The 17,169-nt window shown below is 72.0% G+C and carries 18 protein-coding genes; 9 read left to right on the top strand and 9 right to left on the bottom strand.

Going from position 1 to position 17,169, the window contains the following annotated elements:
* Nucleotides 1-165 precede the first annotated feature (165 nt).
* Nucleotides 166-759 carry a DM13 domain-containing protein gene (locus tag AB5J51_RS04380; protein ID WP_369776901.1) on the top strand — a complete coding sequence of 198 codons (594 nt, stop codon included), beginning with the start codon at nt 166-168 and terminating at the stop codon, nt 757-759.
* Nucleotides 760-785: 26 nt separating this feature from the next.
* On the opposite strand, the gene AB5J51_RS04375 is transcribed toward AB5J51_RS04380, so the two are convergent.
* The gene (locus tag AB5J51_RS04375) at nt 786-1,598 is read right to left on the bottom strand and encodes an MBL fold metallo-hydrolase (protein WP_234382631.1); all 813 of its coding nucleotides are present in this window, start codon (nt 1,596-1,598) and stop codon (nt 786-788) included.
* A gap of 43 nt (nt 1,599-1,641) precedes the next feature.
* On the bottom strand, nt 1,642-2,661 hold the full coding sequence (locus AB5J51_RS04370) for a GlxA family transcriptional regulator (RefSeq protein ID WP_369776900.1): 1,020 nt from the start codon (nt 2,659-2,661) through the stop codon (nt 1,642-1,644).
* Nucleotides 2,662-2,845: 184 nt separating this feature from the next.
* Between AB5J51_RS04370 and AB5J51_RS04365 the strand changes: the two genes are divergently transcribed.
* Together AB5J51_RS04365 and AB5J51_RS04360 are read left to right on the top strand one after the other, a co-directional pair.
* Nucleotides 2,846-3,133, top strand: a complete 288-nt coding sequence (locus AB5J51_RS04365) for a hypothetical protein (protein WP_369776899.1) — start codon at nt 2,846-2,848, stop codon at nt 3,131-3,133.
* A 109-nt stretch (nt 3,134-3,242) separates the two neighbouring features.
* Nucleotides 3,243-3,710: a hypothetical protein gene (locus AB5J51_RS04360; RefSeq protein ID WP_369776898.1), complete on the top strand. Its 468-nt coding sequence runs from the start codon at nt 3,243-3,245 to the stop codon at nt 3,708-3,710.
* 22 nt (nt 3,711-3,732) lie between these two features.
* Here AB5J51_RS04360 and AB5J51_RS04355 read toward each other — a convergent pair whose 3' ends face one another.
* Nucleotides 3,733-4,263 (bottom strand): DoxX family protein, encoded by a 531-nt coding sequence (locus AB5J51_RS04355; protein WP_240805637.1) that lies wholly within the window; start codon nt 4,261-4,263, stop codon nt 3,733-3,735.
* Between the two features lie 151 nt (nt 4,264-4,414).
* Here AB5J51_RS04355 and AB5J51_RS04350 point away from each other — a divergent pair, with 151 nt between their 5' ends.
* Nucleotides 4,415-4,870 (top strand): Rieske (2Fe-2S) protein, encoded by a 456-nt coding sequence (locus tag AB5J51_RS04350; RefSeq protein WP_053789293.1) that lies wholly within the window; start codon nt 4,415-4,417, stop codon nt 4,868-4,870.
* A gap of 56 nt (nt 4,871-4,926) precedes the next feature.
* Here AB5J51_RS04350 and AB5J51_RS04345 read toward each other — a convergent pair whose 3' ends face one another.
* A complete protein-coding gene (locus AB5J51_RS04345; protein WP_369776897.1) occupies nt 4,927-5,529 on the bottom strand; it encodes a putative glycolipid-binding domain-containing protein in 603 nt (200 codons plus the stop codon).
* Nucleotides 5,530-5,721: 192 nt separating this feature from the next.
* Between AB5J51_RS04345 and AB5J51_RS04340 the strand changes: the two genes are divergently transcribed.
* The 3 genes from AB5J51_RS04340 to AB5J51_RS04330 all read left to right on the top strand — a co-directional run bounded on the left by AB5J51_RS04340 (nt 5,722) and on the right by AB5J51_RS04330 (nt 8,612).
* Nucleotides 5,722-7,143: a DUF6493 family protein gene (locus AB5J51_RS04340; protein ID WP_369776896.1), complete on the top strand. Its 1,422-nt coding sequence runs from the start codon at nt 5,722-5,724 to the stop codon at nt 7,141-7,143.
* Between the two features lie 35 nt (nt 7,144-7,178).
* Nucleotides 7,179-8,111 (top strand): hypothetical protein, encoded by a 933-nt coding sequence (locus AB5J51_RS04335; protein ID WP_369776895.1) that lies wholly within the window; start codon nt 7,179-7,181, stop codon nt 8,109-8,111.
* 120 nt (nt 8,112-8,231) lie between these two features.
* A complete protein-coding gene (locus AB5J51_RS04330) occupies nt 8,232-8,612 on the top strand; it encodes a VOC family protein (RefSeq protein ID WP_053789298.1) in 381 nt (126 codons plus the stop codon).
* Between the two features lie 38 nt (nt 8,613-8,650).
* Here AB5J51_RS04330 and AB5J51_RS04325 read toward each other — a convergent pair whose 3' ends face one another.
* Together AB5J51_RS04325 and AB5J51_RS04320 are read right to left on the bottom strand one after the other, a co-directional pair.
* Nucleotides 8,651-9,079, bottom strand: a complete 429-nt coding sequence (locus AB5J51_RS04325) for a universal stress protein (RefSeq protein ID WP_053789299.1) — start codon at nt 9,077-9,079, stop codon at nt 8,651-8,653.
* A 25-nt stretch (nt 9,080-9,104) separates the two neighbouring features.
* Nucleotides 9,105-10,613, bottom strand: a complete 1,509-nt coding sequence (locus tag AB5J51_RS04320) for an APC family permease (RefSeq protein WP_136226996.1) — start codon at nt 10,611-10,613, stop codon at nt 9,105-9,107.
* Between the two features lie 165 nt (nt 10,614-10,778).
* Here AB5J51_RS04320 and AB5J51_RS04315 point away from each other — a divergent pair, with 165 nt between their 5' ends.
* Nucleotides 10,779-12,056: an Nramp family divalent metal transporter gene (locus AB5J51_RS04315; protein ID WP_369776894.1), complete on the top strand. Its 1,278-nt coding sequence runs from the start codon at nt 10,779-10,781 to the stop codon at nt 12,054-12,056.
* A gap of 35 nt (nt 12,057-12,091) precedes the next feature.
* Here the strand turns inward: AB5J51_RS04315 and AB5J51_RS04310 are convergent, their stop codons facing one another.
* Nucleotides 12,092-13,075 (bottom strand): helix-turn-helix domain-containing protein, encoded by a 984-nt coding sequence (locus AB5J51_RS04310; RefSeq protein ID WP_136226998.1) that lies wholly within the window; start codon nt 13,073-13,075, stop codon nt 12,092-12,094.
* A 117-nt stretch (nt 13,076-13,192) separates the two neighbouring features.
* Between AB5J51_RS04310 and AB5J51_RS04305 the strand changes: the two genes are divergently transcribed.
* The gene (locus AB5J51_RS04305) at nt 13,193-14,419 is read left to right on the top strand and encodes an MFS transporter (protein WP_053789303.1); all 1,227 of its coding nucleotides are present in this window, start codon (nt 13,193-13,195) and stop codon (nt 14,417-14,419) included.
* Between the two features lie 293 nt (nt 14,420-14,712).
* Here AB5J51_RS04305 and AB5J51_RS04300 read toward each other — a convergent pair whose 3' ends face one another.
* Nucleotides 14,713-15,147, bottom strand: coding sequence for a VOC family protein (locus AB5J51_RS04300; protein WP_053789304.1), 435 nt, complete (start codon nt 15,145-15,147; stop codon nt 14,713-14,715).
* 234 nt (nt 15,148-15,381) lie between these two features.
* Complete coding sequence (locus AB5J51_RS04295; RefSeq protein ID WP_369776893.1) at nt 15,382-17,016, bottom strand: hypothetical protein; 1,635 nt, start codon at nt 17,014-17,016, stop codon at nt 15,382-15,384.
* Nucleotides 17,017-17,169 lie beyond the last annotated feature (153 nt).

The raw sequence follows: 17,169 nt of genomic DNA, 5'->3' as shown, positions 1-17,169 counted from the left end.
GCCACTGCACCTGGTTGCCGGGTGGGGTGTACCCAGATGCACCCCACCCGCAGCGAGCCGCCTGGCCTGCGGCGGACGTAAGACTTCCGTCATCAGGGAATCCTGGCGCTCGGCTCACCCGCCCGCGTTGAATGGCAAGGAACGCATCGACGAAGAGGGGCTGTCATGACGAGTACGGGTACGGGGGCCGGGGCCGGGGCCGCAACAGGGTCGGCGTCGGGGACGCGCCCGCGGCGCCGCCGGCTGCTGGCCTGGGTGCTGGTCGCGGCCGCGCTGGTGCTGGGCGCCGGGCTGTACTGGGCCCAGCCGTGGAAGCTCTGGCAGAACTCCACGGTCAACGAGGCGCTGCCCACCGCCTCCACCGCCCCGGGGCCCTCGCGGCCGGGAGCCGCTCCGGCGCCGGGGCCGAAGATCGTCGCCCAGGGCTCCCTGATCAGCCACGAGCACAGCACCACCGGCACGGTGAAGCTCATCAGGCTGCCCGACGGCTCGCGCACGCTCCGGCTCGAGAACCTCGACACCAGCAGTGGCCCCGACCTGCGCGTGTGGCTGACCGACGCGCCGGTGAAGGAGGGCGCGGACGGCTGGTTCGTCTTCGACGACGGCAAGTACGTGAGCCTGGGCAAGCTCAAGGGCAACAAGGGCGACCAGAACTACGAGATCCCGGCCGACGTGAACCTCGCCGACTACTCGAGCGTCACCATCTGGTGCGACCGCTTCAACGTGTCCTTCGGCGCCGCGGCTCTCCAGGCCGCCTGACCGGCCGCCCCCGCGCCCTCGCCACCTCAGCCGAGGGTCTCGCGAGCACCGGGCGTGAGCCAGCGGAGGCGGTCGCCGACGCCGGCCGCGGCGAAGGCGGCCGTGATCCCGGCCCGGTCCTCGCTGAAGTGCTCCCACGACGCGTAGTGGACGGGGACGGCCGTACGGGCGCCCAGCGAGCGGGTCAGGGCCGCGCCCTGGGCCGCGTCCATGGTGATGAGCCGGCCGTCGCCGAAGGCGGCGATCCGGGCGGCGCCGAGATGGAGGAAGGCGGTGCCGATGCTGAACCGGTCGGCTATCGCGTCGAGTTCGTCCACGTAGACGGTGTCGCCGGAGAGGTACACGGCCTCGCCCTCGCCCTGGCCCTCCTCGTCCCCCTCGGCCTCGATGACGAAGCCGATGACGTCACCGACCGGCCCGTGGACCCCGGGGGTGGCGGTGATGCGCAGGGTCGTGCCGCGCACGGTGAGCTCGTACGTGGCCCACGGCGCCAGGCCCACCGCCTGGCCGCCGAGGCGGCCCGCGCCGCTCTGCGTGGTCAGGACGGGCCGTCCGGCGAGCAGGGTGCGGCCGGCGGCGTCCAGGTTGTCGGGGTGGTCGTCGTGGCTGAGGAGCACGGCGTCGATCGGCGGCAGGTCCGCGAGGGCGACCGCCGGGCCGGCCGTGCTGCGCAGGACGACCGGATCGTGGCGGTACTCGGCGGGCGCGGGGTCGAAGACCGGGTCGGTCAGCAGGCGCAGACCTGCGATCTCCAGCAGGACCGTGGCGGTGCCGATGTGGGTGGCGGAGAACTTCACGGTGGTGGCTCCAAGGTGGGTGAGGACGTGCGGGATCGTCACCGCACCCGGTGTGCCCGGGCGCGGCGTGGTTGCGGGTCGGGGTTCAGGCGGCGGTACGGAACCGGCTGCGGTACTCGCCCGGAGAGGTGTCCAGCCGGTCGCGGAAGACGCGGTGCAGGGATTCGACCGAGCCGAACCCGCAGGCGCGGGCGATGTCGGGCGCGAGGCGTGAGGTGCGTTCCAGGAGCCGGCGCGCCGCCTCCAGCCGCATCCTCTCCACGTAGGCGCCGGGCGTGCTGCCGGTCTCGGCCCGGAACACCCGGGCGAAATGCCGCTCGCTCATGGACATCCGTGCGGCGAGCGCAGGCACGGACAGGTCGGCGTCGAGGTGCTCGCCGATCCACCGCCTCAGTTCGCGCAGATCGGCGCGGCTGCCGGCCGGGTGGGCAAGGGGCACGCTGAACTGGCTCTGGCCGCCCGGCCGCTGGAGGTACATGACCATGATGCGGGCGACTTCGAGGGCGACCTCGTCCCCGTGGTCCTCGGCCACGAGTGCCAGGGCGAGGTCCATGGACGAGGTGATGCCGGCGCTCGTCCACATCCGGCCCGAGCGGACGAAGATGGGATCGGGGTCGACCTCGACGGCGGGGTGGTCCGCGGCGAACCGATCGGCGGTGGCCCAGTGGGTGGTCGCCCGGTGGCCGTCGAGCAGACCGGCGGCGGCGGTCACCTGCGCGCCCACGCACACCGAAGCGACCCGGCCCGCGGCCGGTCCGGCCTCGCGGAGCCAGGCCACCACCGCGGGGTCGACATGCGGCTCGGGACCCTCGGCACCGATCCGGATCCGGCCCGGCACCACCAGCGTGTCGATCGTTCCCTGCTCGCAGAACAGTTCCTCCACGTGCAGGCGTACTCCGGCGGAAGTCTCCACCGGACCGCGCCTCTCACCGGCCAGGTGCACCTCGTAGCCGCGAGCGGGACCCGGGTGCCCGGCCCCCAGCACGAGGTTCGTCATGGCGAAGACCTCCGCCGGACCCGTCACGTCGAGCGCGTCGATCCCGGGGAACATCGCGAACACGACCACGTGGGGGCCGGAGAGGGGGGAGTGCGGGCGGGAGTTCATGACCCCAATATCCGGGCCGGGCCCATGCGTCTGCAATGACGGGCATCTGCAGGATCCGGACATCACTCCGAGGCGCCGGACCGGCGCAGTTCCGGTGACGATCCGGTCTCGGATGCGGTGCTCACCGTTGCTTTCGCCGCAGGCGGTCCGTTTGGCGGACATGGAAGCTTCTACGCGTCCAGTCGTGTCCCCCGATGTGTCTTTCGCAGAGCTCAACGGCGCGTACTGGATCGACTCCGACTCGTCCCTCCACGGTGCGGAGGAGTGCAGCCAGTGCGCCCTCCTGCGTGATGCCGCCGCCCCCGGGCGCCCGGCGGCGGGCGTCGACGGCCCGGCCTTACGGGACGACCCGGCAGCGGACACCGCCCGGTGCAGCGGTATCAGGTGGGTACTGACGACCGGGCGGCCGTTACTGCTGACCTGCGCGGCGATCACCGTCACCGCGGCGCTGGTCACCGTGACGCTGGGCTGATCGAGGTGCGGCCGTACCCCTGTGCGTGCGGCCGCGGCTCCGCCGTCCGCCAACCCCGCTGGTCCTGCGGGCCTTTCGGAGAGTCCGTCCGTGCGCGTAGCGTGTTCACATGACTACGACACCGGCTGAGGCGGGCGGGTCGAACGCGTCACCGGACCGGGCCCGCCCGCGGATGGAGATCCGCAACCGGCAGACCGCCGGGCTGGCGTTCCGCGCGGACCCGTGGGCCGCGGGGAAAGCCGGTGCCCGGGCAACGGCCACGGTCCGGTCCTGGGGGTACGCACACCTCGACGAGCCGGATCTCGAAGCCGCCGTACGGCGTCTCGTCGACGCGGCGGTCGCCGACGGCGGCAAACGGATCAGCGTCCACCTCGCCGATCAGGACCACCGCATCCTCGCCGTCGCCCTCAGCCACGTCGCCGGCTCCGCTCCCGACGCGGGCGCCGTCCTCACCGAACTCGCAGCCTTGCGTACGGTCGTCAGCTGCGGCAGCGACGTCGGGCCCGACGGGCGCCGGGTATGGGCCCTGCTCGACGCCGCACCGCCGCGCCGCGGCAAGGGGCTTGACGGAGCCTGACCTGAGTGGGGTTCCCGGTGGTTCAGGACGGGACGGCGGTGGCCGGGTTCCGTCCGGACCTCGCGTGCGCCGACGCCGGCCGGCGCCGCCGACGGTGCAGCAGCGCGTCGAGCGAGAGCGCAGGGGCTCCCGCGAGGATCAGCGGCGTCCAGGCCATCAGGTACGCCAGGTCGTTGCCGTAGTAGTACGGGGTGGTCGGCCAGCTGATGGTCAGCCACAGGCTCAGCGAGATCAGGGCGCCGCCGAGGGCGGCGACCCGGGTCAGCAGCCCCGCCAGGGCCCCCAGCCCGACGGCCAGTTCACCGAGGGCCATCGCGATGCCGAAACCCACCGGGTTCTGCGAGGAGAGTTCGATCAGTCCGGGCAGGGCGGCCGAGTCCCGTACCGCTTCCATCTGCTGTCCGATCGAGCCGTCACCGGCAGCGGACAGGAATGCCGCGTCGGTCAGCTTGTCCAGACCGGCGTAGACGAAGGTGATGCCGAGGAAGAGACGCAGCGGCAGGAGTGCGTACTCGGCCGCTCGGGTGCGCAGGTCGGAGGATGTCGTAGTCACACCCTGGACACGCAGGAACCCGGGCTCCGGTTCGCCCGGAAATTCGTGAGGGACGCGTTGAACCGCCCGCCGCTTCCCTGCGTGTTCCTGCTGAGGCTGGAGTGGCAAGGGATGCTCCGGTCCGCTTCCGGTACGAGAAGGAGATACGGCCATGGGTGACACCACGCGTCGGCGCACGGTTCTCGCGGCGGGCGCCGCCACGCTGGCAGGCACCGTCCTGAGCGGCTGCGGCAACGACGGCGGGTCGGAGGCGGCAGCCGACAACGCGCCGGCCGCCGCACCCTCGGCGGGCGGTGGCAGCGGCGGCGGCGCAGGAGGCGGGCAGGCGCTCGCGCAGACGTCGGAGATCCCGGTCGGCGGCGGCAAGGTGTTCAAGGACCAGAAGGTGGTGGTCACCCAGCCGATGGCGGGTCAGTTCAAGGCCTTCTCGGCGACTTGTACGCATCAGGGCTGCTCGGTCGCGACGGTGAAGGACGGAAACATCGTCTGCCCCTGCCACCAGAGCCTCTTCAAGATCGCGGACGGCACGGTCGCCGGCGGCCCCGCCACCCGTCCGCTGGCGGCGGCGAAGATATCGGTGGAGGGCGACAAGATCTCCCTCGCCTGAACCGGTCCGCCGCCGGACTCGCCGAGCCCGGCGGCGGACGCCCGCGCCGCTCGACGTCAGCTTCCGTTGTCGCGGTATGTGCCGTCGTCACCCAGGTGGGTGGTGGCCAGCCCCGGGTAGTCGAGGACGAGTCCGGTGCTGTCGAACTCCACGTCACTGCGGAAGCCGTCGGAGGTGTACCGCACCCGGTGACCGCCGAGCGGGGTGTACGTCTGCGTGGACGGGGTTACGGTCAGTTCCGGTACGGCCACCCAGGCCATCAGGAACTGCTGCTCGGGGACCTGTTCACCGGCGAGGTGGAGCCCGTGGCGGCGTACGGGCATGGTGTTGGTCAGGGGGCAGAGACCGAGGTCGCAGTCGAGGGCGCCGTCGAACTCGGCACGCGCCTGCCCGTCGACCGTCCACCGCCCTTCGTCGTCGCGGCACAGCGCGAGTTCGCGCTTCGCATGGCCCGGCCCCTCCACGCTGACGTGCAGCGAACGGGTGACGAAGCGCGGCCCGGTCTCGAGCCGGTAGCCGACCCAGTAGGGGCCGCCCTCCAGGGCGATTGCCCGGCCACGCGCGTGGAGCCGGTCTCCCTCGAACTCCCCCCAAGCGGTGTCGTATCCCTTGCTGGCCCAGACGTGCCAGGTGCGGGTGAAGCGTACGAAATCGTCCATGAGGCGATCTTCCCGCACCGGAGGCGCCGCGCCGGGGCGGCCACTGGGGGCGTCGTGGGCGGGGGCTCCTGGCGGCACGGACCGCCTGCCGCAGGCCGGTTCCTGCTCCGCTTCCACACCCTGCCGGGCTTGTTATCCTCGCGCGCCGGCCGAGGTCCGGGCGGACAGGGGGAAGGGGAACAGGTGGGGCACGTGGCCGAGGAAGCCGTACCCGCGCCGCTCGCCGTGGTGGCGGGATCGGCCGCGGAGCTGATCGACGGGGACGGCGGAACCGTGACGGCGTACGAAGCGCTGCTCGATGCCGTGGTCCGGTGGGCCGGACGGGATCGAGCAGCGCTCGCAGAGGCGCTGCGCCCGGTCGTGGAGCGCTGGGGTGGTGTGCATCAGCCGCGGGTGCGCGCCGCCGCGCGGCTGCTGGCCGTCGTACGGTGCGCCGCAGAGCCGGTCGAGGAGCGGGCGGTGGCGGACCGGCGTGAGGCCGGGTCATGGCTGGAGACCTGCCAGCACGAGGCGGTCCTCCACGTGGTCGGCGCACGGATCGCGGAGATCTGCGGGTGGCTGCGGCACGGCGAGACCGTGCCGATGCTGCTGGCCACGCCGAGCCGGGCCGACGGCGCCGTGGACCCGTACGACCTGGTCATGCGGCTCACCGAGTACGAGCAGGAAGGCGCCCGGCCGGGGCCCGCCGACCTGGGGCAGGCGCTGCTGCGCTGCTGTGGCGGCCCCGCCGACGAGGACGTCGTGCGCGCGGCGGCCGAGCTGGCGCTGCCCGAGGGCCCGCGCATCGCCGCATGGCTGCGCGCGGGCGGGCTGCCGCAGCCGGGTGCGGCCGTGGTGCGGGAGCCGGGTGCGCCGCAGCGGCCGAGCCGCCGGTACGGGGCCCGGGTGGGGCGCCGGGTCCTCGTCGGGACCGAACCCCTGGACGGGCGGGGTGACTTCCCCCGGGGGTTCTGGTCGCTGTTCCGGGGCTTCGAGCCGCTGATCGGCTGCAACCATCTGCTGCTGGGGCACCGGGAGCGGCATGCCGCCGCCGCACTGCCGTGGCATCCCGAGATCGTGGCGGCCCGGCTGTTGACGGAGGTCGCGGCCACGGCCGACCAGGACGGGGCGGGCAGCCCCGAGTTCCTGCCCGCGCTGGCGCAGAGCCCGGGCCCGGCCGGACCCGCCGTCCATCTGGCCCTGGCGTACGGGCTCGGCGCGCGCCCCGACGCCGACCGGGAGGCGGCCGTCGAGGCCTTGCTGGTCCTGGCCGCGCAGGGCGGCCTGGAGGGCGTGCTGCTGGGCGGTGAGCTGGCCCGGCTGGTGCTGCTGGGCACCCTGCGGCTGCCGGTGGTGACGGAGTCGCTGGCCCGCGCCGCCGGTGCCGGTGCCGGTGCCGGCGCGGTGTGGCCCGTGCTGGCTGCGATGCTGCCCGGGCTGCTGGCGGCGGTGCAGTCGGGAGCCGTGGCCCGGCCGTACGTGCCGCTGCTGGCGTTGGCCGCGGACTGTGCGCAGGGCTGCGCCGCGCGTGGCTCCGTCGCCGAGGTCGATGCGCTGGCTGCGCGGCCGGGCTCGGCGCAGTCGGTACGGGAAGCCCGCCGACTGCGCGACGTACTGGCCGGGCGGCGCCCGTAACGCCGCAGGACCCGGTGTGCGTCATGGTGGATGTCGTGGACGTCGATGCTGATGTGGATGCGGTGGCCGACGAGCTGTACGGGCTGGTCCCGGCCCGGTTCACCGAGGTCCGGGACGAGCGGGCGGCCAAGGCCCGGAAGGACGGGCAGGCGCAGGCGGCCAGGGCCATCGCGGGGCTGCGGCGCCCCACACGGGCGGCGTTCGCCTCGAACCTGCTGGTGCGGCGGCGCCCGAAGGAGGTGGCCGCCTTCCTCGAGCTCGGCGCAGCGCTGCGCCGGGCCCACCGGTCGCTGGACGGCACCCAGCTGAAGGACCTGTCCCATCAGCGGCACGTGGTGGTCGCCGCACTGGCGCGCACCGCCCGGCAACTGGCCGAGGCGGAGGGCCAGGCGGTCAGCGAGAGCGTCGCGCACGAGGTGGAGCAGACCCTCCACGCCGCGCTCGCCGATCCGGACGCCGCCGAGCAGTGGTCGAGCGGACGCCTGGCCACTGCGCTGACCCCGCCGGTCGGTTTCACGGGCCTTCCCGCCACGGCCCCCGTACGCCTGCAGCCCGCCGTCACCCGGACCGAAGCCCCGCCGAAGCCGAAGCCGAAGCCGAAGCCGAAGCCGAAGCCGAAGTCGACGCCGAAGCCCTCCCGCGCGGCGGAGCAGCGCCGGGCCCGGCACGAACAGGCCCGCCGCAAGGCCGAGGAGACCGGGGCCGAGGCCACGGCACGGGAGGCGGAGCTGCGCGAGGCCGAACGGGGGCAGCGCGACCACGAACAGGCGCTGGCCGAAGCCGATGCCCGGGTCGCCGAGCTGGAACGGCAGCTGCGCGGGGCGCGGACCGGACGGACCGAAGCACGGCGCGCCCTGGCCGAGGCCACCGGCCCGGTCAGGGACGCCGCCCGCGCGGCGGGTGCGGCGCGCCACAACGCCGATGCGGCCGCTGACCGGCTGGCGGAGTTGCCGGGGGCGCAGGAGTGACCGGGGCGAGCCGCCCGCTCCCGGTCGCCTCGGGCCGCCGGGCGGCCTGGGGCGACCGGAGGGACACTGGAGCCAGGGGGCCGATGCCGGATGAGCTGCGGCGAACGGAGGGCGACCACCATGCTGGGAGACAGCAAGGGATTCAGCGGCTACTCGGTGGACGACATCGAGGGCGCCAAGGGCTTCTACGGCGAGACGCTCGGACTGCGGGTGTCCGAGGAGAACGGCCTGTTGACCCTGCACCTTGCGGGGAACACCGATGTCATGCTGTACCCGAAGGAGAATCACGAGGCCGCGACCTTCACGGTTTTGAACTTCCCCGTGGACGACATCGACCAGGCCGTCGATGAACTGGCGTCCCGCGGCGTGACGTTCGAGCGGTACGAGGCGTTCGACCAGGACGCCAAGGGAATCGCCCGGGAGACGCCCGGCCCCGCGATCGCATGGTTCAAGGACCCGGCCGGGAACATCCTCTCCGTGCTCCAGCCGAACGGGATGTAGGTCAGGCACAGGGCCCTGTGACGCGCCGCCCCGTGCGCCTACTCCTCGGTGTCGCCCCGCGTCGGCACGCACAGCACCGGGACCGGCGACAGGTGCAGCAGTTTGTGCGGGGTGGAGCCCAGCAGGGCGCCGCGGATCGGGCTGTCCCCCCAGCTGCCGACGATGATGACCCGCGCACGGTGCCGCTCCGCGGCGTCGAGCAGGGCCTGGGCCGGTTTCTCGTCGACCACTTCGACCGTCGACGGGACGCCCGCCTCGTCGGCGGCCTCGACGGCCCGCGCGAGGGCGCTGCGCCCCACCTGCCGGATCGCCTCCCGGTGCGCCACGTACTCCTCCCCGGCGGCGCCGGGCGCGGCGGCACCGTAGACGAGGACGAGCGGTTCGCCGAAGGCGGTGGCCACCTCGAGGGCCACCTGCAGGGCCCGTTCCGCGCCGGGTGACTCGTCGTACCCCAGGACCACGGACATCAGGTACTCCTTCCCGACCGCGGGGCTACTGCTTCCTGCCGTGGACGAGCTCCGGATCGACCACGCCCCGCCGCTCCTGCCAGAACCTGCCGTCCCGTACCCGCCAGAAGCACATGATCAGCACGCCGACCACGGCGATCCCGATCCCGATCACGAGCGGTGGGCCGAGGCCGAACCAGGAATCCCCGCTGGCCGAGTTCTCCGGATTCGACATGTCGTCGATCGACTCCTCCAGCAGCCAGGCCAGCAGACCTGCGCCGATCAGCGGCCCGAGGCCGATGAGCAGGAAGTTGTGCAGGTTCTCCAGCAGGTGGCGGCGGTAGTAGACGGCGCACGCCACCCCCGTCAGCGCGTAGTAGAAGGCGATGAGCAGGGAGAGCGCCGTCAGCGAGTCCAGGAGGGCGTTCTCGCTGATCTGGTTGACGATGAGGTACCAGGCGATGGCGATGCCGGCGACCCACCACGTGCTCACGTCCGGGGTCCGGAACCGCGGGTGGATGTGTGCGAGGTCCGGCGGCAGCGCGTGCCGCCGGGCCATCGACAAGGCCGTCCGGGAGGCCGGGATGATCGTCGTCTGGGTCGAGGCGAGCGCGGACGTGCAGACGGCGAGGAGCACCACCCAGTCCCAGCCGCCCATCACCTCGTGCGCGAGCACGGCGAAGATGGCCTCCTCCTCGTCCGCGTTCTCGGCGAGGAAGGCGGTTCCGGCGTAGCCGACGATGGCGAAGCCCACGGACAGGTAGGTCACCAACAGGACCACGGTCGACCAGATCCCGGCCCTGCCCGGCGCCGTGGCGGAGTCCTTCACCTCTTCGGTGAGGTTCACCGCGGACTCCCAGCCCCAGTAGATGAACACGCCGAGCAGCAGCCCGCCGGTGAGGGCGCTGCCGCCCGCGCCGAAGGGGTTGAGCCAGCTGAGGGACGGCTCGATGGAGTCGAGGGTGCTGGTGTCGGCGTAGACGCGGTAGAGGGCCACCACCGAGAAGGCCAGGAGGAAGAAGACCTGGGCGAGGATCAGGATGTCCTGGAGGTGGGCCGACAGCTCGGTGCCGATGACACAGATGGCGGTCATGGCGAGGATCACCACGACGGCGAGGGTCTGCCGGATCACCGTGTTGTCGGCCCAGGAATCGAGGCCGACGGCGAGCAGGCCGAAGTTGACGGCGACGTCGGCCAGCGAGCCGATGACCAGGACGCCGGTCATCGTGATCGCCCAGCCGCCGAGCCAGCCCGCCCAGGGGCCCATGGCCCGTGTCACCCAGGAGAACGTGGTCCCGCAGTCCTGGTCGACCTTGTTGAGGTAGTAGAAGGCGGCGGCGATCAGCAGCATCGGAACGAACGACGCCAGCATCACGCCGGGCGCGTAGATCCCGGCCAGCGCCACGATCGGCCCGATGACAGCGGCCAGTGAGTAGGCGGGCGAGGTGGAGTTCAGGCCGATGACGAGCGCGTCGAGGAAACCGATCGCGTTGTGTTTGAGCTCCGCGTCCGGGATTTCTGCACCCGCTGCGCCGCCGGCACTGTCCTGGGCCATACCGCCCATCGTCGTGCACCCGGCGTCGCTGCGCGAGGCGCGTGCGCTGTCCGGGGGCCCGCGGCCGCCTGTGTTGGGTGACCAGGGAGGGCCTCTTGCGCGGCGGCCGCCGAGCCGCTTGGGTGACCGGGCCACCGCAGGTGCGAACGGGAAGGCGGCAGACGTATGGCGGAGACCCTGCAGACCGGCACGGGGGAGAGTGGGAACAGTGCCCCGCGCAAGGCGAACTGGCGCTACATCGGCCCCGGCATCGTGGTCGCCGCGACCGGCGTGGGAGCCGGCGACCTCGTGGCCACGCTCGTTGCGGGCGGCAAGTTCGGCTACACCCTGCTGTGGGCGGCGGTGATCGGCTGCCTCGTCAAGATCTCCCTCGCGGAAGCCGCCGGCCGCTGGCACCTCGCCACCGGACGCACGCTCTTCGACGGCTGGCGCAGCCTCGGATCCTGGACCACGGTGTACTTCGCCGGGTACGTCGTCGTCTGGGGCTTCGTCTACGGCGCCGCCGCGATGTCCTCGAGCGCCCTGCCGCTCGCCGCGCTCTTCCCGGACACCATGGACCTGAAGGCCTGGGCCGTCCTGTGTGGCCTGGTGGGTCTGGTGTTCGTGTGGTTCAACCGGTACGCCGTCTTCGAGAAGGTCATGACGGTGCTGGTCGGCGTCATGTTCCTCGTCACCGTGTATCTCGCGGTCCGGGTCACGCCGCACCTCGGCGCCGCCTTCGCCGGCCTCGCGCCTGTCCTCCCGGACGGTTCGCTGATCTACACGCTCGGTCTCATCGGCGGTGTCGGCGGCACGATCACCCTGGCAGCCTACGGCTACTGGGTCAACGCCAAGGGCTGGACCGACGCGGGCTGGATGAAGGTGATGCGCCTGGACAACCGGGTCGCCTACGTCACCACCGGCATCTTCGTCGTGGCCATGCTCTTCGTCGGTGCCGAGCTGCTGCACTCCTCCGGCGTGGCGATCGCGAAGGGCGACCGGGGGCTGCTCGACCTCACCGGCATCCTCGCGGACCGCTACGGAACACCGACCGCCAAGCTCTTCCTGGTCGGCTTCTTCGCGACGTCCTTCACCTCGCTGATCGGCGTGTGGCACGGCGTGAGCCTGATGTTCGCCGACTTCGTCACGAAGTACCGCCCGGCCCTCCTCCCGGACGGGACGAGCCGCGAGAAGTCCCTGCCGTTCCGGGGCTACCTGCTCTGGCTGACTTTCCCGCCGATCAGCCTGCTCTTCCTCGACCAGCCGTTCGGGCTCGTCATCGTCTACGGGGTCATCGGCGCGTTCTTCATGCCGTTCCTGGCCCTCACCCTGCTGTGGCTGCTCAACAGCTCGCGTACTCCGGCCGGTTGGCGCAACGGCCTGCTGAGCAACGCGATGCTGGCGGCAGCCGGGCTGCTGTTCGTGGTGCTGTGCGTACAGCAGGTGCGGGAACTGCCCTGGTAGCAGCGCGCCACGGGGAGCGGGGCCGGCGGGGGCGATCAGGAATGCGGGCCGGCCAACTGGTCGCCCAGCGGGCTGCGTCGGTACAACACCTGCCGTCCGTCACGGGCCCGGGTGACCAGGCCCGTGGCGTGCAGGACGCGCAGGTGCTGGGACACGGCGCTCGGGGTGACCCGGAAGCGGCGCGCGATCTCGACCGTGGGCAGCGGCTCGGTGAGGAGGCCGAGCAGCCGGGCCCGGGGCGCGCCGAGCAGCGCCACGAGAGCGGGCGCGTCGGCCGCCGGCGCCGGGGCCCACATCGTCGCCACCCCACGGCTGGGGTACATCAGCAGCGGTGGTTCCTCGGGGCTGACCGGGGGTGCGGGCTTGTGGGCGAACACGGAAGGCACGAGCAGCAGCCCTCGCCCGGACGCGGCGACCTGGTGCCTGCTGATCATCTTGTCGATGTGCAGCACTCCGTCCTGCCAGCTCAGGTTCGGATGCATGCCGGCGAACAGCAGGCGGGCGCCGCCCATGGCCAACTGCCGGGCCCGGTAGGTCATGTCGGCTTCGAGCAGCAGCCGCATCCGGGGCCACATCGGCTCGACGGCGATCTCCCAGTACCGCTGCAAGAGCTCACAGATGGCGTCGCGGACTTCGAGGACCTGGGCATCGTCCGTGGCCATGGCACCGCGCAGGGCCTCGGGCAGCGGATCCGGTGCGTGGGCGGCCGACAGGTCGCGGCGCACCAGGTCCGGGGAGGCCGCGCGGACGACGGCCAGTTCCTCCTCGAAGGAGGGGGAGAAGCTCGTCGGCCGCGGCGTCAGGAAGTCGGGAAGGGTGAGCCGCTGCGCCACCAGGGACATCAGCAGGCCGGTGTCGAGCCCGTCGAGCCGGCCGAGGACGGACCTGCGCCACGGCAGGTGCACCGCCGACAGGCCCGGGTCGCGCAGCACGCGCAGACTGAAGATGGTTTCGCTCAAGGGCGAGAGCGCGAACCGGGTGTCCGCGAGGTCCTCGACACCGAGCACGAAGCTGATCATTAAGCGGGACGCTACATCAATTGGCAGCGGAACGCGGGTGCCGTGGACTTCCGCACATGACACACACGACTCCTGCACGGTGCACAGCCGCGCCCGACGACGGGCCGGTGGACTGACATGAACCGCAGGATGGTTCTGATCCTGTCCCTGACCTGCGCCGTCGCCGTGGGCAACCTCTACTTCCCGCAGGCGATCGTCCCGCTGATCGCCGCAGGTCTGCACACCTCTCCCGATGCCGCCTCCATCGTGGTGACCGCCACTCAAGTCGGCTACACGGCCGGCATCTTCCTGCTGGTGCCGCTGGCCGACCGGCTTGCGTACCGCCCGTTCCTCGTCATCCTGCTCGCCCTCACCGGCCTGGGCCTGCTCGCCGCGGGTTGTGCACCCACCCTGGCGCTCCTCGCCGCCGCCAGCGGTCTCATCGGGGTCACCACCGTGGCCGCGCAGGTCATCGCCCCGCTGGCAGCCGGGCTCGTGGCAGCCGACCGCCGCGGGGCGGTGATGGGCACGTTGCTGAGCGGCTCCATCGGCGGCATGCTGCTGGCCCGCACGTTCAGCGGGACGCTCGGCGAATGGCTGGGCTGGCGGGCCCCCTACCTGGTGGCCGGGATGGTCGTCCTGCTGCTGGCGGCCGTCCTCGGCTCCACGGTACCGGCCGCGGCCGCGCCCTCGCGCGAGCCGTACCGGACACTGCTGACCGAGCCGCTGCGTCTGTTGCGCGCCGAGCCCGAGCTGCGCCGCTCCTGCGTCTACCAGGCCTCGGTCTTCGCCGGGTTCTCGGCCGTGTGGACCTGTCTGGCGCTCCTTCTCACCGGCCCGGCCTACGGCTTGGGCAGTCAGGCGGTCGGGATGCTCGCCCTGGTCGGCGCCGCCACCATGCTCTGTACGCCGCTCGCCGGACGCTTGGTGGACCGCAGGGGGCCCGGCCCGGTGAACCTCGTCTGCCTGCTCGGGGTGCTCCTCTCCGCCGTGGTGCTCGCAGCCGGCGCCTCGGGCGGGGCGGCGGGGTTCACCGCCCTGGCGATCGGCACGCTCCTGCTCGACCTGGCGATGCAGTCCGGCATGGTCGCCAATCAGGCGCGGGTCTTCGCCGTGCGCCCCGAGGCCCGCGGCAGGCTGAACACCGCGTACATGACCTGCGTCTACCTGGGTGGCAGCGCGGGTTCCTGGCTCGGAGTACGCATCTACGGCCGGGCCGGGTGGTGGGGCGTGTGCTTGCTCGTGGCGCTGCTCGCCGCCCTGGCCCTGGCCCGCCACTTCGCGAGGACTCCCGTGGCTTCGCGAGCGCGGCGGAGCCGACCCGCGCATGCGCCCGCTCCCTCGGGTTCGACGACCGGCGGATGACGCGGAGCACCGCCGGCGCCACGGGCCGGGTGCGCGGTCCCGTGCGCGCCGTGCGCCTAAAGCGCGGGCAAAGCCCAGCCTTTCTCCGTGCGATGCCCAGGGGGGCACGGACGACGGCCGGATCGGAAGATGGGGCGGCCGAGGGTGCCCGGCGCTGTCCGGATCACCCTCGGCCACTCGTCGGCGATGTCGTTGACATGGTCGTCGCCACCCCGTACCGGTACCTGCTCGTGGGCGCCGAAGGGTGGTTCTGGATCAGAGAGTTGGTGCCGTGGGACGGCGTTCGCCGCCGCTCAGTCGAGGCAGAACTCGTTGCCCTCGATGTCCTGCATCACGAGGCACGACTCGTTGACGCCATCGGCAAGCAGCAGCTGCCCGCGTACCGCGCCGAGCGGGATCAGTCGTGCGCAGGCGGCCTCGAGTGCGGCAAGGCGCTCTTCACCCACGAGCCCCGTGCCGACCCGCACGTCAAGATGCACCCGGTTCTTGACGACCTTGCCCTCGGGAACGCGCTGGAAGAACAGCCGGGGGCCCACGCCTGTGGGGTCGGCGCATGATGCGAACTCCGGACCCGGCTGCTCAGGCGGCACGGCGCGATCGAAGTCTTCCCAAGTGGCGAACCCCTCCGGCGGCGGTGCGACGTACCCCAACACCTCGGACCAGAAGCGAGCGACGCGCGCAGGTTCTGCGCAGTCGAAGGTGACTTGGAACTGCTTGATCGATGCCATTGGCCCATCATAGGGGCGGGTCTTTCGTCGACTCCAAGGGCCGGCCCCCGGTCGGCGGACTCGACAACACCGCCCGCGTGCAGGTGAGTTGTGGCGCTGAGCTTGCGCCCCGGTGATGGCGCCGGTCTGGCCGGACGCGTCCGGGACGAGCATGCGCAGTGCCCCAGGAGGCGGCCGATGGCTTTCTCCCGGGGCACTGTCGTTCACACCTGCCGGCGGATCGGTTCCCCCGGATCAGTTCGTCTGGTAGACGCCGAAGATGTCGACCACGAGGTCGATGGGGTCCCAGCCACGGTTCCAGAAGTCGACGATGCCGTTGTTGCCCATGCCCGCCTGGACCAGGTTCGGGACGGTGTTGCCCTTCTTCCAGTTCAGGTTGGAGGAGTTGGGCGGCGTCGGCCAGATCTCCCAGCCGTTGTCGTAGTCGTACAGGCTGTTCGGGTCCGGGGACACCGTGAGGTAACCGTCGCCCCGGGGGTTGGTGACCGTGGTGTTCAGCACGTACGCCGTGTTGCTCGGGCGCGTGGTGGACAGCGGCATGTAGATGTAGCCCTGGCCCTCCAGCTGGCCGTACGGCCAGTCCGCGGGGTCGCGGGTGTCGAGCAGCCGCTCCGGCAGGAACGGCAGGTAGGCGCCCTGGCTGTCCGGGCTGTAGTAGCCGACCACGTCGACGATGACGTCGGTGCCCTTCCAGGCGCCGTTGCGGACCTTGATCGAGCCGTCGGGGCCCACCGGCACGATGACCGAGTTGGCGACGGTCTGGCCGCCGCGGAAGTTCAGGTTGGACGTGGTCGGGACCGACCCGCCGCTCGGGAAGACCGTCAGGTGGCCGTCATCGCGCGGGTTGGTGACGGTCACGTTCAGCGCCACGGCCGTGGCGCCGTACGGGATGCCGCCCTTGCCGGTGATCTGGACGCCGATGGTGCCCTGGCCGGCGACCTGTCCGAGTCCCTCGCGGGTGTCGAGGAAGCGCGAGGGGGACAGCGGGGTGTAGCCGCTGGAGGAGGTGCGGGTGAAGTAGCCGGTGATGTCGGCGATCAGGTCGACCGGCTCCCAGCCGCCGTTGTAGAGGTCGACGTAGCCGTTCTTGTTGACCGGAACGATCACCAGGTTCGGGACGGTCTGGCCGGCCGAGAAGTTCACGTTCGACGTGGTCGGACGGTCGCTGCCCTCGGGGAAGACCGTGACGTGGCCGCCGCTGGTGGTGTTGGTCGCGGTGACGTTGAGGACCACGGCCGTGACACCCGCGGGGATCGCGCCGTTGCCGGAGATCTTGACCCGCGTGGTTGCGTACGGAGCGACCTTGCCCTTCGGCGCACCCGTGCCGTCGCGGGTGTCCAGCAGACGGGTGGGCGCGTACGGGGTGAAGTCGGAGCCCGGCGTCACGACCTGCAGCTGGTTGACGGCCCGCTCGCCCGAACCGTCCGACAGCGTGACCTTGATGGTGTACGAGCCGATCTCCGAGTAGGAGTGCGTCTCGGTCGAGTTGGTCGGCCCGTTGGCGCCGAACGTCACGCTGGTGCCGTCACCCCAGGCGACGTTGACCGAGAGCGCGGTGCCCGGGTCGCTCGTGACGGCGACGTCCAGGCTGATCCCGCGCGCGCTGGTGCCCTTGGCGATCAGGCCGACCGTCGGCTCCGACGCGGTGACGCCCTCCGCCTGCGGCGAGGCGGCGGCCTTGCCGTTCGCCTTGGCGGCGGACGAGGTCTGGACCGTCTGCTCGGCAGGGCTCTTGAAGGTGGTGAAGTTCGACGCCGCGGCCTTGTTCAGGTCCGCGTCGGGCACGGTCACCCCGTGCGTGCCCGCGGTGCCCGGCGTGGCCGGCCCGGCCTGGGCCACCCCCGGTATGAGACCCACACTGGCTGCCACGACGGCAGCGGACATTACGAGTCGGCGATTGCGCACCGGCCCCCCATTTCGGTTCACGCTTGAACAGGTTCGAAAGCTCGCTCAGAGTACACAGCCGCAGAGCCTTGATCACGGGGGTGGCCCTGTTTGACCGCCGCGAATCCACGGGGTCCG

Origin of the sequence: Streptomyces sp. R33 (assembly GCF_041200175.1) — a bacterium.
Classification (GTDB): domain Bacteria; phylum Actinomycetota; class Actinomycetes; order Streptomycetales; family Streptomycetaceae; genus Streptomyces; species Streptomyces katrae_B.
This window is presented reverse-complemented; position numbering and strand designations above follow the sequence as displayed.

Coding starts and splice junctions, on each gene's coding strand:
- AB5J51_RS04380 (WP_369776901.1), top strand. CDS start 166: ATGACGAGTACGGGTACGGGGGCCGGGGCCGGGGCCGCAACAGGGTCG.
- AB5J51_RS04370 (WP_369776900.1), bottom strand. CDS start 2,661: ATGAACTCCCGCCCGCACTCCCCCCTCTCCGGCCCCCACGTGGTCGTG.
- AB5J51_RS04360 (WP_369776898.1), top strand. CDS start 3,243: ATGACTACGACACCGGCTGAGGCGGGCGGGTCGAACGCGTCACCGGAC.
- AB5J51_RS04350 (WP_053789293.1), top strand. CDS start 4,415: ATGGGTGACACCACGCGTCGGCGCACGGTTCTCGCGGCGGGCGCCGCC.
- AB5J51_RS04345 (WP_369776897.1), bottom strand. CDS start 5,529: ATGGACGATTTCGTACGCTTCACCCGCACCTGGCACGTCTGGGCCAGC.
- AB5J51_RS04330 (WP_053789298.1), top strand. CDS start 8,232: ATGCTGGGAGACAGCAAGGGATTCAGCGGCTACTCGGTGGACGACATC.
- AB5J51_RS04325 (WP_053789299.1), bottom strand. CDS start 9,079: ATGTCCGTGGTCCTGGGGTACGACGAGTCACCCGGCGCGGAACGGGCC.
- AB5J51_RS04320 (WP_136226996.1), bottom strand. CDS start 10,613: ATGGCCCAGGACAGTGCCGGCGGCGCAGCGGGTGCAGAAATCCCGGAC.
- AB5J51_RS04315 (WP_369776894.1), top strand. CDS start 10,779: ATGGCGGAGACCCTGCAGACCGGCACGGGGGAGAGTGGGAACAGTGCC.
- AB5J51_RS04310 (WP_136226998.1), bottom strand. CDS start 13,075: ATGATCAGCTTCGTGCTCGGTGTCGAGGACCTCGCGGACACCCGGTTC.
- AB5J51_RS04305 (WP_053789303.1), top strand. CDS start 13,193: ATGAACCGCAGGATGGTTCTGATCCTGTCCCTGACCTGCGCCGTCGCC.
- AB5J51_RS04300 (WP_053789304.1), bottom strand. CDS start 15,147: ATGGCATCGATCAAGCAGTTCCAAGTCACCTTCGACTGCGCAGAACCT.